We start from the raw sequence: 14299 nt of genomic DNA on the forward strand, positions 1-14299 counted from the left end.
CTGGCCCCAGGAGACAACGGGCTCTCCACCGAGACCGCACCCGCAACTCTACGCCGGCGCGGCGCTCTCTTGATACAAGGAGGCTGCGAAGCGGCCGTCTCGAAGGATGGGCACGAAGTGCTCGTGCCCATCCTTCGAGACGCGCTCCGATGAAGCGTTCCTCAGGAAGAGGACTTTGTGGAAGCTTGGATGCTCAGCGGAACGAGCTATTTTCCATTCGCCACAATCAGGCGGCGCACCGCAACCAGGTCGTCGCGGAACGCATCGTACGCCTCGCGCCTGGCCGCTTCGTCCGGCAGGCGCAGCAAATAGGACGGATGGACGGTGGCATAGCCCGGCACCCCGTCGAAGGCGATCGGACCGCGCGTTCTGAGAACCGACAGCGGCTTGCCGGTCAGGCCAAGCAGCGCCGTCCCGCCCATCGCGACCACGAGCTTCGGCCGCACGAAGGAAAGCTCGCGCTGAAGCCACCAGCGATAGCGCTTCACCTCGCTGGGATTGGGCCGCTTGTGCAGCCGCTTCTTGCCGCGCGGCTCGTATTTGAAATGCTTCACCGCATTGGTGACGTAAACGCCAGAACGATCGATGCCCGCCTCGCCCAGCGCCCGGTCGAAGAGCTGCCCGGCCGGGCCGATGAAGGGCCGCCCTTCGCGCTCCTCCTGATCGCCGGGCTGCTCGCCGACGAACGCAACCATGGGCTCCATCGGTCCTTCGCCCAGCACGGCGCGATCGGCCCCCGGCGTCAGCGGCTCTGACGCCGCGATAAGCCGGTTCAGCTCCTCCAGGGTCCGCGGCCCCTGTTCCGCCATCGCCGCCACCGCCTTGAGCGGGTCGCGCTTCTCCCGCTCCGCCGCTTCGCGCGCAATCATCTCGCGGGCCCGCGCCGGCGCCTGCTGCACAAGGCCGGCGATGGACGCGGCTTCCGGCAGATTGCGCCAGTATTTCTCCGGCATGTGCTGCCGCATCGCCTTGGGATTGAGGCGCGCCGGATTGAAGACGTTCTCGTAGTAGCATCGCCACGCCGCCTCGAAGCCATCGGACTGGGGCGCGTCGCTGCGTTGCGCGGGCGGCCCGACCGTCAGCGTCGCGCGATCCCAGTGCAGCGAGCCCTTCGGCGTCAGGATGGACCAGAAAAGGCTCCGGAAACGCTCGACGAAGAAGCCGGCCGTCGCCTCGACGATGAAATGTTCGGGCTCGAACCAGGACACGAACCTTTCGGTGCCGTCGGGATCGTGCGTCTCGCGGAAGCGCACGAAGGCGTGCATCTTGTGCAGGTCGCGGCGCACCGACTTGGCCATGCCCTCCAGGCGATGGACCAGCGGGTCGCTCTGGACGTCGAGCAACGCGCGCTCGCCGTTCAGCACCCGCCAGACCGCCGCATACAGCAAGGCATATCGTTCGCAGTCGGAATGGCAGACCACCAGACGGATCAGCTCGCCCAGCGCGCGGGGCAATCCGACGGGCGGCGCGCCGTCGGCTTCTCCCTGACCGCCTCCGAACAGATCGCTTTCGCCCGCCGCGCTCCAGGAAACCGATTCCGGCGGCGCTTTGCGCGCGGCAAGCCGGCGAACGGCGGCCCGAAAGCCATCGAGGTCGGCGCCTTCCTGCAGCGCGACGCCGATCAAAAGAGACTCCCCTGCGCCGGCGCCTCCGCCAGGTTGGTGCGAAGATCGGCCCGGTCGGAGATTTTCGTCGGCCGATAGTCGGCGGCGATCAGGAACGGCAGCAGTCGCTTCACGCTGCGCGCCAGCCGACCGATGTCGGCGAGGCGCAGCCGGGCGTGCCGCCGCGCCGCGATGATCTTGTCGACGGAGCGCACGCCGAGACCGGGCACGCGCAGCAGCATTTCGCGATCAGCGGTGTTCACGTCGAGCGGAAAGCGGTCGCGGTTCTGCAGCGCCCAGGCCGATTTCGGGTCGATGTCGAGATCGAGCATGCCGTCACGGCTGGCGCTCACGACCTCGTCGGCGGAGAACCCGTAAAAGCGCAGCAACCAGTCAGCCTGATAGAGCCGGTTCTCGCGCTGCAGCGGCGGCGCTTTGAGCGGCAGCACGGCGCTCGGCGACGGGATGGGACTGAAGGCGGAGTAATAGACACGCCGCAGCGCATAGTCCTTGTAGAGCAAGGCGCTGGTGCTCAGCAGCGCCGCATCGGTGGTCGCATCGGCCCCGACGATGACCTGCGTGCTCTGACCCGCGGGAGAAAATCTGCGACGGTCTTCCTTGGCCTCGTCGATGCGCTCCTTCATCTGGCCCATGGCGCCGGTGATCGACGCCGCCTTCTTTTCGGGTGCTAGGCGCTGAAGGCTTCCGGCCGAGGTGAGTTCGATATTGATCGACAGCCGGTCGGCGAAGAGGCCGGCCTGCTCGATCAGCCAGGGATTGGCTTCGGGAATCGTTTTGAGATGGATGTAACCCGCGAAGCCATGCTCGCGCCGCAGCTTCTTCGCCACGAGGACCAGCTGCTCCATCGTGTGATCGGGATTGCGAATGATGCCGGACGAGAGGAACAGGCCTTCGATGTAGTTGCGCTTGTAGAAGTTGAGCGTCAGCGAGACGACCTCGTCGACCGTGAAGCGCGCCCGCTCGACATTGGAGGAGCGACGGTTGATGCAATAGGCGCAGTCGAACAGGCAATAGTTCGTCAGCAGGATCTTGAGGAGCGACACGCAGCGCCCGTCCGGCGTGTAGGCGTGGCAGATGCCGTTGCTGGTCGAGCCCAGGCCATCGAGCCCGGCCGCGCGCTTCGGCGCGCCCGACGACGCGCAGGAGGCGTCATATTTGGCCGCGTCCGAAAGAATGCGAAGCTTGGTCGTGAGCTTTTCGTCCAACAACGACTCCTGAGGTGCGAGCGTTGTTCTCTATATGTTCTCTTTCAGCCAAAGCGCAAGCCTTGCCGGATTCGACTTTAAAAACAGGGTGTTATGACCGGCTCGCTTCGGTCGCTATCGAACGCAGCTTGTAGCGGAGCCACATCGTGCCGCCTTCGAGCACGTCGTGGCTCACGAGCGTCATGCTCTCGATCGGCGCCGGACCGAGATCGGCGTCGCCCGAATTGAACACGATCGGGCCGCCGGTGCTGCCATCGATCACCGGGCAGATCACGAGGCTCAACTCGTCGATCAGCCCGGCGCGCAGGAAGGCGCCGTTCGCGCCGCCCCCGCCCTCCAGCATGATCCGCTCGATGCCCAGTTCGCGGTTCAGCGTCTCGATCGCTGCCAACAGATCGATCTCGGTCTTGCCGGCAAAGATGTAGGAGACGCCATCGGCCCGCAGGCCGGCGAGGTGCCGATCCGGCACGGCCTCGGTCAGGATCACGAGGATCGGATCGCCACCGATGTCGCGCCGCGCCCACACCGCCTTGCCGTGGCCATCGAGGAAAATCCCCCACGCCTTGGCCTCGCGCTGCGCGAACCAGTTCTCGCGCGCGAACACCTGGTCGGTCGGCGGATAGTGCGGCTCCGTGCCCTTGGCGAATTCCTGCGCGGTCACGCGACCGCACAGCCACGAGCCGCCGCCCATCTGGTCGTGCAGCCGCTCGAACAGGTTGGGCACGACATTGACCTTGGGCCGCCAGCGGCTGCCCCAGATGCGGCCATCGACGCTGCAGACCATGTGGCAGAGGACATAGGGACGCCGGTTCGTCGTCATCGACTGTCTCCGGTGATGCGAAGATGTAGTGTTGTGTAGGCCTTTCCGAGAACAGCGGCCACTCGTGGTATCCCCGAACTTTGGCGCGTATTTACTAGTCCGGTGCCACTTCCAGTGCCAAATATCATTCGTCGCGCTAGGGGCGGCGGAGTGCGATATCCTTCTTCAGGACGATCAACCATGGCACTTGAGCTCGAATCATTGGTCCACGACCTCGTGGCGCGATCCACAGTCGGATTCGTTGATGCAGGCGTGACACCTCCTGCTCCGCTCGGCTCCGGGACCGTCGTTCGCTTTGGGAACATCTTTGGTATTCTTACCTGCGCGCACGTACTCCGGATCCTTCCGCGGCAGTCAGGTCGCACGCGGATTGCCACCTTCCCTGTTCGACATTTGGCGCGACAAAGCCTTGCCGTGGAGGTGAATGACGACAAGGTTTTGGCGATAGGCGGCGACAAGGGGAGTGACACGGGGCCGGATCTCGGATTTCTCTTCTTGTCGCCCGAAGAGGCAGGGCTGCTTGGTGCGCAGGCTTCTGTGGTCGACGGTGATCAGCACCGTGCCCATTTCAGACTGCCACAGCCGGATACAACCGATCCCGATATAGCAGGCGTCTCGGTTCTCGGCGGAGTGGTTGGAGAATGGTCAGTTGAAGAAGCCGGTCCCACTGGCAGAAGCCAGCGAAGACTAGTTGGTTTGGGCAGTTTTGGAGAGGTGGAGCTACAGCGCCAAGAGGGCGAGCATGACCTGCTGGTATTCAGACCAAGAGATCAGGACGATTTCAGCGCGCCTCGTTCATACGGCGGAACCAGCGGAGGTGGCCTTTGGAGGCTCTATCTGGATCGGGCGACCGAGACGACCTACAGGTTGAAGCGACGCGACCTTGTCGGAGTGGCGTTTTTCGAAACGGAGGATCGACGCATTGTTTGTCATGGCCCCGGATCGATTTACGGAGTGCTCCGGTCCCAGATCGTTCGATAGCCGGAAAAGTGGTTGGCTAGGGCCACCACCGCCGCCCTGGCCAGCACCGCAGCAGCCAGGGCCCGCCAGGCGTGCCCCCTCCTGATGCTCTGGTTTGGTGCAAATTCCGGTGCCAAGATGTCATGAACGCACAGATCGCCTACTAGGCGCTGGTCGACGTACAAGTGGTGGCTAGGATGATCACGATCAAACGCCGAGTCGTCGGCGTGTGGGCGAGCATGTGAGCAACGCCCTGCCAACTCAAAGCCAGCTAGAGAGCATTGGATACGAGGATCGCTATTGCACCTTTGTGGACGTGCTGGGCTTCTCGGAGATCATCGCAGGCATTGGCCGCGGTGATGTCGACGTATGGGAGATTCGGAACCTCCTAGACAAGGTCCACACGAGAGATCACTCAGCGTCCGCCACTGCCGACAAGACGCTACGAGCGCAAAGCATTTCCGACGGCGTCTGCCTGTCAACAGCCGTCACTGCTGATGGATTGAGAGAGCTCCTTTTCAGCCTCGAGCAGTTGACGACAGGCCTCCTGGCCGAGGGTTATTTCGTCAGAGGCGGCGTCGTAAGAGGCAGAATTTATCACGATAAGAATATGGTATTCGGGGACGCATTGGTTCGCGCCTATCGAATTGAGAGCTTGATTGCCAAGTATCCAAGAATCGTCATCGAGAGCGATGTCGCAAAGGAAGCGATCCGCATCGCGCAGGATCAGCCTGATCGCACTGAATACGTTAAACAAGCTTCAGATGGCCCCTATTTCCTACACGTTCTGCGCCTAATTGACGTAGTGCTCCGCGGAGACAAAGACGATCGACTGGGGCTTCTTAGTACCTACAACGGCATGGCCGAGATGATTCAAGCTCGGCTCAACGCCGCAGTGGACCGGCCCCGACATTACGAAAAAGTCCATTGGTTCGCGGACTATTGGAATGACGTGGCATTTGCCACGCACGGACGTGTTCCGACCATTAAGGGTCCCGGCCTGGGATTTACGCTTGGGGTGCTAGCGTGAAAGGAGAAATCCAGAACCCTTTTTGCGCGGACACTGGATACGCGGCTTTTCAACTGCGTTCGTTCTGCAAGCAATACTGAAGCAAAACCATAACGACGTTCATCATTAGCAATGCATCGGCCGGGGTCGTCAACTTTACTGCAGGTTTGGCGGTGCTATTCGTCGCCCGCTCGGCAGGAACAAAGCCCAGAATCGCGGCAACGACCGGTTCAATAAATCTATTGACCGGGATAAGCCCTTGCCGCTTTGCATCAGCGAACAGCTTAGCAAGCTCACCTTTTCCGCTTTTCCCTTCTTCACCGACAGCGATCTGCAAGAATCGCTGAACGGCCGCATGCGCTTTCGTGATCACCTCTGGGTAATTTTGCTGTCGATAATCACTGAACATTCCTCGTAGGTCCTCACTAACAGACGACCACTTTGGATCAGAAAGCGCCCTGAGGGTTGGCTCGTAGAGTTTCGTCGTAATCTGCTCATCTTGACGGGGCACCAACCCACCGCGGGTCAACTGCTGGTTCACCGCAAATTGGCTGAAGATGTGATTCAAAGCGTTAGCAAAGCGATCAAACCTCTGGAATGCTGCATCGACATGCCTCTTGCGTTCGTCGGGCGTTGCAGATTTTTTCGCGGCTGCGAGTTCATGTGCAGCGATCGCACTTTGCGCGAACCGGGTGAGCATTCGGTAGACCAGAGGTGCTGATCCGTCGACGGATATACCTTCGAAGTCCGCCTTAGCGGCTTTTCTCCGAGCCGACTCATTCGTTGGCGCGTACCTGTCGGGCTTGATTGAGTGCAGCGCTTTTCCTGGACAGTCGCGCAGGAACCGCTGGTTCAAGTACTCAATCGTCTCCAGCAGCCATCCGCCCTCTTCTAGCCACCCACGATTTGTCACTTCCTTGAGAGCTATGCGCTTCTCGGCAACCGTCAGGCCGTCCCACTCCCTAAGTTCCAGCTGTGGCTGAATCGAGTTTTCAATCGAGGGATCGCCGTCTCCATACAACCGGTAATGTGGGATATCAGACACCGAACTCTCCCCATTATGCCCCGTATTGGTAAGTGACAGAAGCCGATGTGACAAATCACCCGCAAATGGCCTCACTCCGAACGACGCCGGGCACCGCTATACGGTACAGAAAGGGGTGACCTCCACCGCCCCGACCGTCGTGATTGCCGTACTTACAGGCGCCTTCAGTCATTGTGGGCATTCGCTCAGCCACAGCTGCCGGCCTCTGCCACTCAGCCAAGGGTTGCCGCAGGCGCTTGCGCATCCACAGGTTGCCGATGCCAGATGGCAACTCACTAGCGGGAGGCGCACTCCATGTCCTGCACAACGGTCCTGTCTATCGTCCAGATCCTCACAACCGTAGGGCTGGGCTTCATTGGGTACTGGTTCACTAAGCAGCAGGTTGCAATTGCACGGGCCAAGCTTCGCCTTGACCACTTCGACAAGCGATTTGCCGTTTTCGAGGCTGCTCGCTCTTACCTTGGTAAGGCGACCACGCAAGGCGGCGCCACCTTCGCTGACGACAACGAGTTCCTTCTTGGAACCAAGGGGGCCACGTTCCTATTCAAAGACCAAAACGTGAAAATCTACCTTGATGAACTTCGAAAGCGGATGATCGAGCTATCGCTCGGACAGGAGACCCTGAAGCGGACGGAGCATCCGCTGCAGGAGCAAGCGAGGAAGAAATACCTTGCCGATCGAGAATGGATCCAAGAGCAGTACGACAAGATCGAAGACGTCTTCAGGCCTCATTTGCAGCTGAATGACTAGCGGCGGTCGCCTCCCCCACGATTGTAGACGCTGTACGCGACCGGCGTGCTCGGCCTATGGCCGGCTTCATCCTCGCGGGACCCATCGCCCCGGCAGAGGTCGCCCGAGTTTCATGCACGCATCATAGCCCAAGGCGGTCGCTCAGAAATCGAATCCCGGCAACGGCAACTGCCGTCCCCTCAACGGCAGCCGCCCGACAGCACGATGTTTCGCCCTGCCCAGCTGACTGTGCACGAGAACGATCTCGCGCACCGTCCAGCCGATCGCCTTGATGCGGCGCTCGGGCAGGATCGTCTCGCTCCTCATGAGCGTCATGTGAGGCAGGAAGGCGCGCCTTCTTTCCGCGCCGGGCGAAGTCAGCGCATCGCGCAGTCGGGTCGAAAGGTTTTCGAGATCGGCGCTGCCCCTGCCGCCACACAACACGAGGGCGCCTCGGCTGTGCGATTTTGCGGACCCGAAGGAAAGCCGGAACGGTGGCATTTCGACCGTGCTGGCCTGCCGCACAATCGCGTCGATGTCTTCCGCCGTCGGTGGCACCACGTAGTCACCGACGCGCCAAAGCGTGACGTGGAGCTGCTCGGGCGGGACTTCCGTCCCCTGGAGGCCCGCCTTCTCGCACAGGTGACGCCGGGCACTGCAGATCGCCTCTCCCGTCTCCGCGTCGGGAAGCACGGCGAAGAACAGCCGGTCGGTCGGCCTCACCGTAATCATGTCTCGTCCCGAACGTCTTCCCGTGTGGGGGGATCAGCCCAGCGCCAGCCGCGTCAGGTGGCGGTGCGTCGTCTGGCCGATCGAACTGTGGACGAGCACGATCTCGCGGACCGTCCAGGCGATGGGCTCGACCGGCTCTGCCTCGATGTGGCGGCCGTCATGAAGAAGGGTCACGTGCGGCGTGTAGCGGCGGGCCGGCCGCGGCGTGTCGTCGAGCGCATCGCTCAGGCGCTGCTGCAGCACCTCGAGGCCGATGGTGGCCTCCTCCCCCGTGAGCACGAGCGCACCATTGGCGAAGCTCGTCAGCCGATCGAACCCGACGCGAAAGGACGGCATCACGATCCCACTGGCGCGCGCCATCCAGCCGTCGATCTCGCTGGCATCCGGCAGGCCATGGCCTTCATGGACGGAGGCCAGGGCAACGTGGAAGTGGGCGCTCTTGAGAAGACGGCCCGTCAGGCCATGCGCGGCCCGCCAGGAAGCGGCGCGCTCGGCGATCCTCTCCGCCGTCTCGGCATCCGGCAGGACCGCGAAGAACAGACGGTCGGTGAAGCTCTGCCGCATGCGACGCATCCCGGCATGACGGCGGCGGAGCCGGTCCACGCCCAGGCGCGAGGGGCCCTGCTCCGGCCGCGGGGCGAGCGGATAGCGCTCTCCGTATGTCTCGATCGTCGCCCCGAAATGTGCGCCCACGGCCTTCCTCCCTTAGTATATGTTCATGTTATGTTCTCTATGGGGATAAGGCAAGGGCTCGGGCCGAGCTCGAAACATTTGATACGATGCAGCGATGCAGATCCGCGGATTCTACGAATTGGGCCACGCGCTCGACGTCATCGACGGCGAGAGCCACGGCTTCGTGCCCGCCGACATCGAGAGGGTCGAACGGTATTGGGCATATGGCGACATGCACGACAGTACGGCGGGATTCGTGCTGCGGCTGCGCGACGGTCGCCGGGCCTATGGCGAGTTCGTGCACTGGTACGGCTTCGAGCAGGACGAGGATTTCAGGATCGACGTCGAAATGCTGGAGGGCGACGAGGTCCCCGCCACGCCCCTGCGCGAACCGATCGACCCCTCGGCGCAGTGGCCGCCGGGCGGCTGGTCAGACCAAACGGCGCATCTCGACCGTCTCCTGATACGGGGCGAGGCCGCCTCGTAACGGCGACGCCGCTACTTCTTCGTCGCCTGCTCGCGCAGCGTCTCGGCGATCTTCTTGGCGTCGTAGGTCGGATAGAACTCGGTGCGGAACGCCTTCCACGCACCCTGCTCCACCGCACGGTTGACCTCGCGCAGGCGCGCCGGCGGCACGCGCAGAGTCACGATATAGCCGAGGCCCATCGCGATGTACCAGGACTCGACCTGGATGCCCTCGGGCGGGAACTTCGCCCAGAAGCCCTGCTCGGCCTGGATCTTGTTGATCTCGTCGAGGTTCATCGTCTGGTCATGCCGCATGATGACCGTGAGCAGGATGTAATCCGACGGCGTCGCCGCCGGGCCGGGCACGGCGGCAGCCGGTGGCGCCGGAGTCTGGGCCGCTGCCGGAAACGCAAACATCAAAGCCGCGCCGACGAACGAAACTCCGAACCGCTTCATGTCGATCTCCTACTTGATCGTGATTTCCGTCGAGCCGAGGCCTTCGAACTCGGTCTTCGCAACACCGGCGCTGGGCAAGAAGGCCGGTGGATGGACCGAGCCGGTCAGGACGAGGTCACCCGCCTTCAGGTGCTTGCCATGCTTGTTGAGCGCGTTGGCGAGCCAGGCGAGCGAGATCATCGCGCCGCCCATCACGGCGCTGCCGGGACCGGACGCCAGTTCCTTATCGTCGAGCGTCGAGCGGCCCTTCAGGTTGGCGAAGTCGAGCGTCTGCCAGTCCTTGATCTCGGTGCCGACGACAAGGGCCGCCTGCAGCACGTTGTCGGCGATTCGCGCCGGGCCGGTCATCCTGGTGACGTCGGCGTAGCGATTGTCGACCAGCTCCATGCCGCAATGGAGCGCGCCGACATGGGCACGGATGCTGTCGGCGGTATAGGGCGAGCCGCCGGCCGGCGCGTCCTTCGAGATGCGCGCCACCAGCTCGGGCTCGATGCCGGGCTTCAGCGGCCATCCCTTCTCGAAGGTCGCACCGCTCTGTCGCAGGCCGCTCTGATAGATGCCGGCAAAGACCGGGCCCGAGAGCTTCAGCGGCTCGTACTGCGTCGGAAGGGTCAGCGCGATCTTCCAGCCGGCAAACTTGTCGCCGGCGGCGGCGTAGAGATCGTGGACCGCGAACTGGACCTTGTAGGCATCGGCCTCGGAGAGGCCGGCCGTCGCCGCGATAATGTCCATCGGCTTCCGCGAACGCCTTCCCTCGGCGATCCTTTCGGCGAGTGCGGCGATTTCCCTGGCGTCCACGGCAACTCCTCCTGATTCGGGTGGTGTCACTTCTTTTCCCGGTCGTAGTAATCGACCGTGGTCTCGGCGCGGAACATCTTCCAAAGCCTGGTGGCGCTGCCATTGCCGGCGACGATCGAGATCTTGCCGGAATCCGGATACTCGCAGGCATCGACCGGGACGCGGGTCGACACGGCGAGATAGCGCATCGTCTCCGTGCCGGTGTTGATGATCTGATGCGCCACGTCGGCGCCGCCCGGCGGGCAGGCGATGACGTCGTGCCGCCGGATCGGATGGCGCTGGTCGCCGAACCGCAGTTCGCCCTCGCCCTCCAGGATGAGGAACATCTCCTCCTCACCGTGATGGCTGTGGAACGGGCACTGGGCCTTGGCGGGCGGCAGGACCGTGAGGTTGTAGCCGAGGTTTCGGGCGCCGATCGCGTCGCTGAACCGGGCGCGGCGGGAGGTGTAGAGACCGTCCTCCTCGACGTCGTCGAACGTCACGCCGTCGAGGTTCACGATCGGCTTCACCATGCCCGCCTCCGCCGTCAGGGATTCTCTTACTTGACGGTGATCTCCGTCCCGCCCAGGCCGACGAACTCGGTCTTGGCGACGCCGGCGCCCGGCAGGAACTGCGGCGGGTGCACCGAGCCGGTCAGGATCATGTCGCCGGCCTTCAGCTGCTTGCCGTTGGCGATCAACCTGTTGGCAAGCCAGGCCAGCGAGATCATCGCGCCGCCCATCACGTTGCTGCCGGGACCGGCGCCGATCTCCTTGCCCTCGAACTCGGAGCGGCCCTTCACGTTGACGAAGTCCGTCTTCTGCCAGTCCTTGATCTCGGTGCCGACGATGCAGGCGGCCTGCAGCACGTCATCGGCGATGCGGCCCGGGCCGCCCAGCTTGGAGACGTCGCCGTAACGGTTCTCGACCACTTCCATGCCGCAGTAGAGGTTGGAGACGAAGGCCTGGATCGACTGGGCGGTGTATTCCGTGCCGGCCGGCACGTCCTTGCCCATGCGCGCGACCATCTCGCATTCGACGCCGGCCTTGAGCGGCCAGCCCTTCTCGAACACCGCGCCGCTCTGCTTGATGCCGCTGGTGTAGATGCCGGCAAAGGCCGGGCCCGAGAGCTTCAGGGGCTCGTACTGCGCCGGAACGGCAAAGGCGACCTTCCATCCGGCGAGCTTCCAGCCGGCGGCCTCGAGCTTGTCGTGGACCGCGAACTGGACCTTGTAGGCGTCGGCCTCGGAGAGGCTCGCCGTGGCATCCGCAAGCCAGTCCATCGTCGTCTTCGAGCAGCGGCCTTCGACGATACGGTCGGCGAGTGCGGCGATTTCCTTGGCGTCCACGGCTTTTCTCCCTTTGATCTGGCGTCGCGCTTTTTACTGCCCCGCGACGCAAGTTCAAAGCTCATGTTCCTCTCCGCCCGCGAAGCGGGGGGAGAGGACTATGAGAGCAGGCCTGGCGGCTAGGCCGCCTTCGCCGGCTGGTACTTGCCGTAGAAGCTCTCGCCCTTGGCGGCCATGTCGCGCAGCAGCTTCGGCACCTCGAACTGGGCGCCGTACTTCTTGGCGAACGCGTCGCACTCGGCGACGAACGTCTTGATGCCGACCTGGTCGATCAGGCTGATCGCCCCGCCGGTCTGCGGCGCGAAGCCCAGGCCCATGATCGAGCCGACGTCGCCGTCCTGCGGGTTGGTCAGCACGTTGCTCTCGAGGCAGCGCGCGGTGTCGACCGCCTGCACGTAGAGCAGGCGCTTCTTGATCTCGTCCTCCTTGGCGCGCTTGTCCTCGCCCTCGCCGTAGAGCAGCGCCGGATCGGCCGGGAAGTACTTCTCGAGTTCCGGCCACAGGCGCTTCTTGCCGTCGGCCGGATACTCGTAGAAGCCCTTGCCGTTCTTGCGGCCGAAGCGCTCCAGCTTCTTGACCATCAGTTCGAGGATGTCCTCGGTGCCGGCGCCTTCGAATTTCTGGCCGGAAGCCTCGGCGTCGCGCCGCGCCTGGTCCATGATCTTCCACGAGAGGTCGATGGCGACCTCGTCGTTGAGCGACAGCGGGCCGACCGGCATGCCGGCGTAGCGCGCGCAGTTCTCGATCATCGCGGCCGGGATGCCCTCCTTCAGCATGCGATGGCCTTCGCTGATGAAGGCGCCGCAGACGCGGGAGGTGAAGAAGCCGCGGCTGTCGTTCACGACGATCGGCGTCTTGCGGATCTTCTGGACGTAGTCGAGCGCCCGCGCGAGCGTCTCCTGCGAGGTCTTCTGGCCGACGATGATCTCGACCAGCGGCATCTTCTCGACCGGCGAGAAGAAGTGCAGGCCAATGAACTGGTCCGGCCGCGACGAGGCTTCGGCGAGGCCGGTGATCGGCAGGGTCGAGGTGTTCGACGCGAACACCGCGGTCTTCGGCAGCGCGGCCTCGGCCTTCTTGGTGGCCTCGGCCTTCACTTCGCGGTTCTCGAACACCGCCTCGATGACGAGGTCGCAGTCCTTGAGCGCGCCGAAGTCCGGCGTCGCCGTGACCTTCGCCAGCATCGCGTCGGCCTTGGCCTGGTCGAAGCGCTTGCGCTTCACCAGCTTGGCGAGCTCGTCGGCGATATGCGCCTTGCCCTTGTCGGCCGCCGCCTGGTCACGGTCGATCAGCACGATGTCGAGGCCGGCCTGCACCGAAACGGTGGCGATGCCGGCGCCCATCAGGCCGGCACCGAGCACGCCGATCTTCTTGTAGTCCTGCTTCGGCACGCCCTTAGGCCGGCGCACCAGCTTGTTGGCTTCCTGCAGCCCGAAGAACAGCGTGCGGATCATGCTCTTGGCGACCGGATCGCGCAGCAGCGAGACGAAGTAGCGCGTTTCGACCTTGAGCGCGGCGTCGAACGGCAGCTGCAGGCCTTCGTAGACGCAACTCAGGATCGCCTTCGGCGCCGGATAGACGCCGTTGGTCTTGCCGCGCACCATGGCGCTGCCGCCGATGAAGGTCATGACGCCCGGCGGGCTCCACACCTGGCCGCCGGGGAAACCCGGCGTCTTGAAGCCCTTGCGGTCCCACGGCTGCACGGCACGGCCGTCGATCGCCTTGGCGCCCTTGCCGGCATATTCCGGCACGACCTGCTCGGTCGCCGGCGCCATCAGCCAGGCCTTGGCGCGGGCCAGCAGCTCGCCCGCCGGCACGACCTCGTGGATGAGACCGAGGCTCTTGGCGGCATCGACCGTGAGGTCCTTGCCTTCGAGCAGGATGGGCGCGGCGTTCTGCACGCCGATCAGGCGCGGAATGCGCTGCGTGCCGCCGCCGCCCGGCAGCAGGCCGATCTTCACCTCGGGCTGGCCGACCTTGGTCTTCGGGTTGGCCGCGGCGATGCGGTAGTGGGTGGCCAGGCAGATCTCGAAGCCGCCGCCCAGCGCCGTGCCGTTGATCGCCGCCACGATCGGCTTGCCGCCGGTCTCCTGGCGGCGAAACATCTTCTGCAGCTGGCTGAACTGCTCCATCAGCTTCGACGCGTCGGACGTGTCGAGGCCCAGGATCATCTCGAGATCGGCGCCGGCGATGAAGCTGTCCTTGCCCGACGTGATGATGATGCCCTTGACCTTCTCGTCCTTCAGGGCGCTCTTGAGCGCGCCGGCATAGGCCGTCATCGAGGCCTCGTTCAGCACGTTCATCGCGCGGTTCGGCATATCCCAGGTGATGGTGGCGATGCCGTCGCTGTCGACGTTGTAGTTGATCATAGTGGTAGTCCTTCAGTTCTTCGCTGGGGGCGCGCCACTCCAGTGGCGCGATCTTCCATTGCGGCCGGCGATGACGCGCGACTGGAG

Annotated in this window: 15 protein-coding genes; 3 read left to right on the forward strand and 12 right to left on the reverse strand. The window is 63.8% G+C overall.

Annotated features, from left to right (window positions below):
* Positions 1 to 206 precede the first annotated feature (206 nt).
* From ACQY78_RS04965 to ACQY78_RS04980, 4 genes are all read right to left on the reverse strand, one after another.
* On the reverse strand, positions 207 to 1625 hold the full coding sequence (locus ACQY78_RS04965) for a UdgX family uracil-DNA binding protein (RefSeq protein ID WP_428683327.1): 1419 nt from the start codon (positions 1623 to 1625) through the stop codon (positions 207 to 209).
* Positions 1622 to 2830: a putative DNA modification/repair radical SAM protein gene (locus ACQY78_RS04970; RefSeq protein ID WP_428683329.1), complete on the reverse strand. Its 1209-nt coding sequence runs from the start codon at positions 2828 to 2830 to the stop codon at positions 1622 to 1624. The genes ACQY78_RS04965 and ACQY78_RS04970 overlap by 4 nt, the downstream gene beginning before the upstream one ends.
* Positions 2831 to 2921: 91 nt before the next feature.
* Positions 2922 to 3650: a dihydrofolate reductase family protein gene (locus ACQY78_RS04975; RefSeq protein WP_428683331.1), complete on the reverse strand. Its 729-nt coding sequence runs from the start codon at positions 3648 to 3650 to the stop codon at positions 2922 to 2924.
* A 354-nt stretch (positions 3651 to 4004) separates the two neighbouring features.
* Positions 4005 to 4217 carry a hypothetical protein gene (locus ACQY78_RS04980; RefSeq protein WP_428683333.1) on the reverse strand — a complete coding sequence of 71 codons (213 nt, stop codon included), beginning with the start codon at positions 4215 to 4217 and terminating at the stop codon, positions 4005 to 4007.
* A 634-nt stretch (positions 4218 to 4851) separates the two neighbouring features.
* Here ACQY78_RS04980 and ACQY78_RS04985 point away from each other — a divergent pair.
* Positions 4852 to 5640, forward strand: coding sequence for a hypothetical protein (locus ACQY78_RS04985; RefSeq protein WP_428683335.1), 789 nt, complete (start codon positions 4852 to 4854; stop codon positions 5638 to 5640).
* A 49-nt stretch (positions 5641 to 5689) separates the two neighbouring features.
* Here ACQY78_RS04985 and ACQY78_RS04990 read toward each other — a convergent pair whose 3' ends face one another.
* Positions 5690 to 6664 (reverse strand): hypothetical protein, encoded by a 975-nt coding sequence (locus tag ACQY78_RS04990; RefSeq protein ID WP_428683337.1) that lies wholly within the window; start codon positions 6662 to 6664, stop codon positions 5690 to 5692.
* Between the two features lie 294 nt (positions 6665 to 6958).
* On the opposite strand from ACQY78_RS04990, the gene ACQY78_RS04995 reads away from it, so the two are divergent.
* A complete protein-coding gene (locus ACQY78_RS04995) occupies positions 6959 to 7414 on the forward strand; it encodes a hypothetical protein (RefSeq protein ID WP_428683339.1) in 456 nt (151 codons plus the stop codon).
* 141 nt (positions 7415 to 7555) lie between these two features.
* Here ACQY78_RS04995 and ACQY78_RS05000 read toward each other — a convergent pair whose 3' ends face one another.
* The gene (locus ACQY78_RS05000; RefSeq protein ID WP_428683341.1) at positions 7556 to 8116 is read right to left on the reverse strand and encodes a 2'-5' RNA ligase family protein; all 561 of its coding nucleotides are present in this window, start codon (positions 8114 to 8116) and stop codon (positions 7556 to 7558) included.
* Positions 8117 to 8158: 42 nt separating this feature from the next.
* Positions 8159 to 8818, reverse strand: a complete 660-nt coding sequence (locus tag ACQY78_RS05005; protein ID WP_428683343.1) for a 2'-5' RNA ligase family protein — start codon at positions 8816 to 8818, stop codon at positions 8159 to 8161.
* A gap of 94 nt (positions 8819 to 8912) precedes the next feature.
* Between ACQY78_RS05005 and ACQY78_RS05010 the strand changes: the two genes are divergently transcribed.
* Positions 8913 to 9284, forward strand: a complete 372-nt coding sequence (locus ACQY78_RS05010; protein WP_428683345.1) for a hypothetical protein — start codon at positions 8913 to 8915, stop codon at positions 9282 to 9284.
* Between the two features lie 11 nt (positions 9285 to 9295).
* Here the strand turns inward: ACQY78_RS05010 and ACQY78_RS05015 are convergent, their stop codons facing one another.
* The 5 genes from ACQY78_RS05015 to ACQY78_RS05035 form a co-directional block, all read right to left on the reverse strand.
* Positions 9296 to 9718 (reverse strand): hypothetical protein, encoded by a 423-nt coding sequence (locus ACQY78_RS05015; RefSeq protein WP_428683347.1) that lies wholly within the window; start codon positions 9716 to 9718, stop codon positions 9296 to 9298.
* A gap of 9 nt (positions 9719 to 9727) precedes the next feature.
* Positions 9728 to 10516, reverse strand: coding sequence for a 2-keto-4-pentenoate hydratase (locus ACQY78_RS05020; RefSeq protein ID WP_428683348.1), 789 nt, complete (start codon positions 10514 to 10516; stop codon positions 9728 to 9730).
* 26 nt (positions 10517 to 10542) lie between these two features.
* On the reverse strand, positions 10543 to 11028 hold the full coding sequence (locus ACQY78_RS05025; protein ID WP_428683350.1) for a cupin domain-containing protein: 486 nt from the start codon (positions 11026 to 11028) through the stop codon (positions 10543 to 10545).
* 26 nt (positions 11029 to 11054) lie between these two features.
* Positions 11055 to 11843, reverse strand: a complete 789-nt coding sequence (locus ACQY78_RS05030; protein WP_428683352.1) for a 2-keto-4-pentenoate hydratase — start codon at positions 11841 to 11843, stop codon at positions 11055 to 11057.
* Between the two features lie 119 nt (positions 11844 to 11962).
* Entirely contained in the window at positions 11963 to 14212 is a 2250-nt protein-coding gene (locus ACQY78_RS05035) for a 3-hydroxyacyl-CoA dehydrogenase NAD-binding domain-containing protein (protein ID WP_428683354.1), read from the reverse strand.
* Positions 14213 to 14299: the final 87 nt, after the last annotated feature.

Source organism: Reyranella sp. (assembly GCF_965279625.1).
Classification (GTDB): domain Bacteria; phylum Pseudomonadota; class Alphaproteobacteria; order Reyranellales; family Reyranellaceae; genus Reyranella.

Excerpts from the sequence above, each read along its gene's own strand:
- ACQY78_RS04995 (WP_428683339.1), top strand. The coding sequence starts at position 6,959 with ATGTCCTGCACAACGGTCCTGTCTATCGTCCAGATCCTCACAACCGTA.
- ACQY78_RS05015 (WP_428683347.1), bottom strand. The coding sequence starts at position 9,718 with ATGAAGCGGTTCGGAGTTTCGTTCGTCGGCGCGGCTTTGATGTTTGCG.
- ACQY78_RS05035 (WP_428683354.1), bottom strand. The coding sequence starts at position 14,212 with ATGATCAACTACAACGTCGACAGCGACGGCATCGCCACCATCACCTGG.
- ACQY78_RS05010 (WP_428683345.1), top strand. The coding sequence starts at position 8,913 with ATGCAGATCCGCGGATTCTACGAATTGGGCCACGCGCTCGACGTCATC.
- ACQY78_RS05025 (WP_428683350.1), bottom strand. The coding sequence starts at position 11,028 with ATGGTGAAGCCGATCGTGAACCTCGACGGCGTGACGTTCGACGACGTC.
- ACQY78_RS04975 (WP_428683331.1), bottom strand. The coding sequence starts at position 3,650 with ATGACGACGAACCGGCGTCCCTATGTCCTCTGCCACATGGTCTGCAGC.
- ACQY78_RS04980 (WP_428683333.1), bottom strand. The coding sequence starts at position 4,217 with ATGGGCACGGTGCTGATCACCGTCGACCACAGAAGCCTGCGCACCAAG.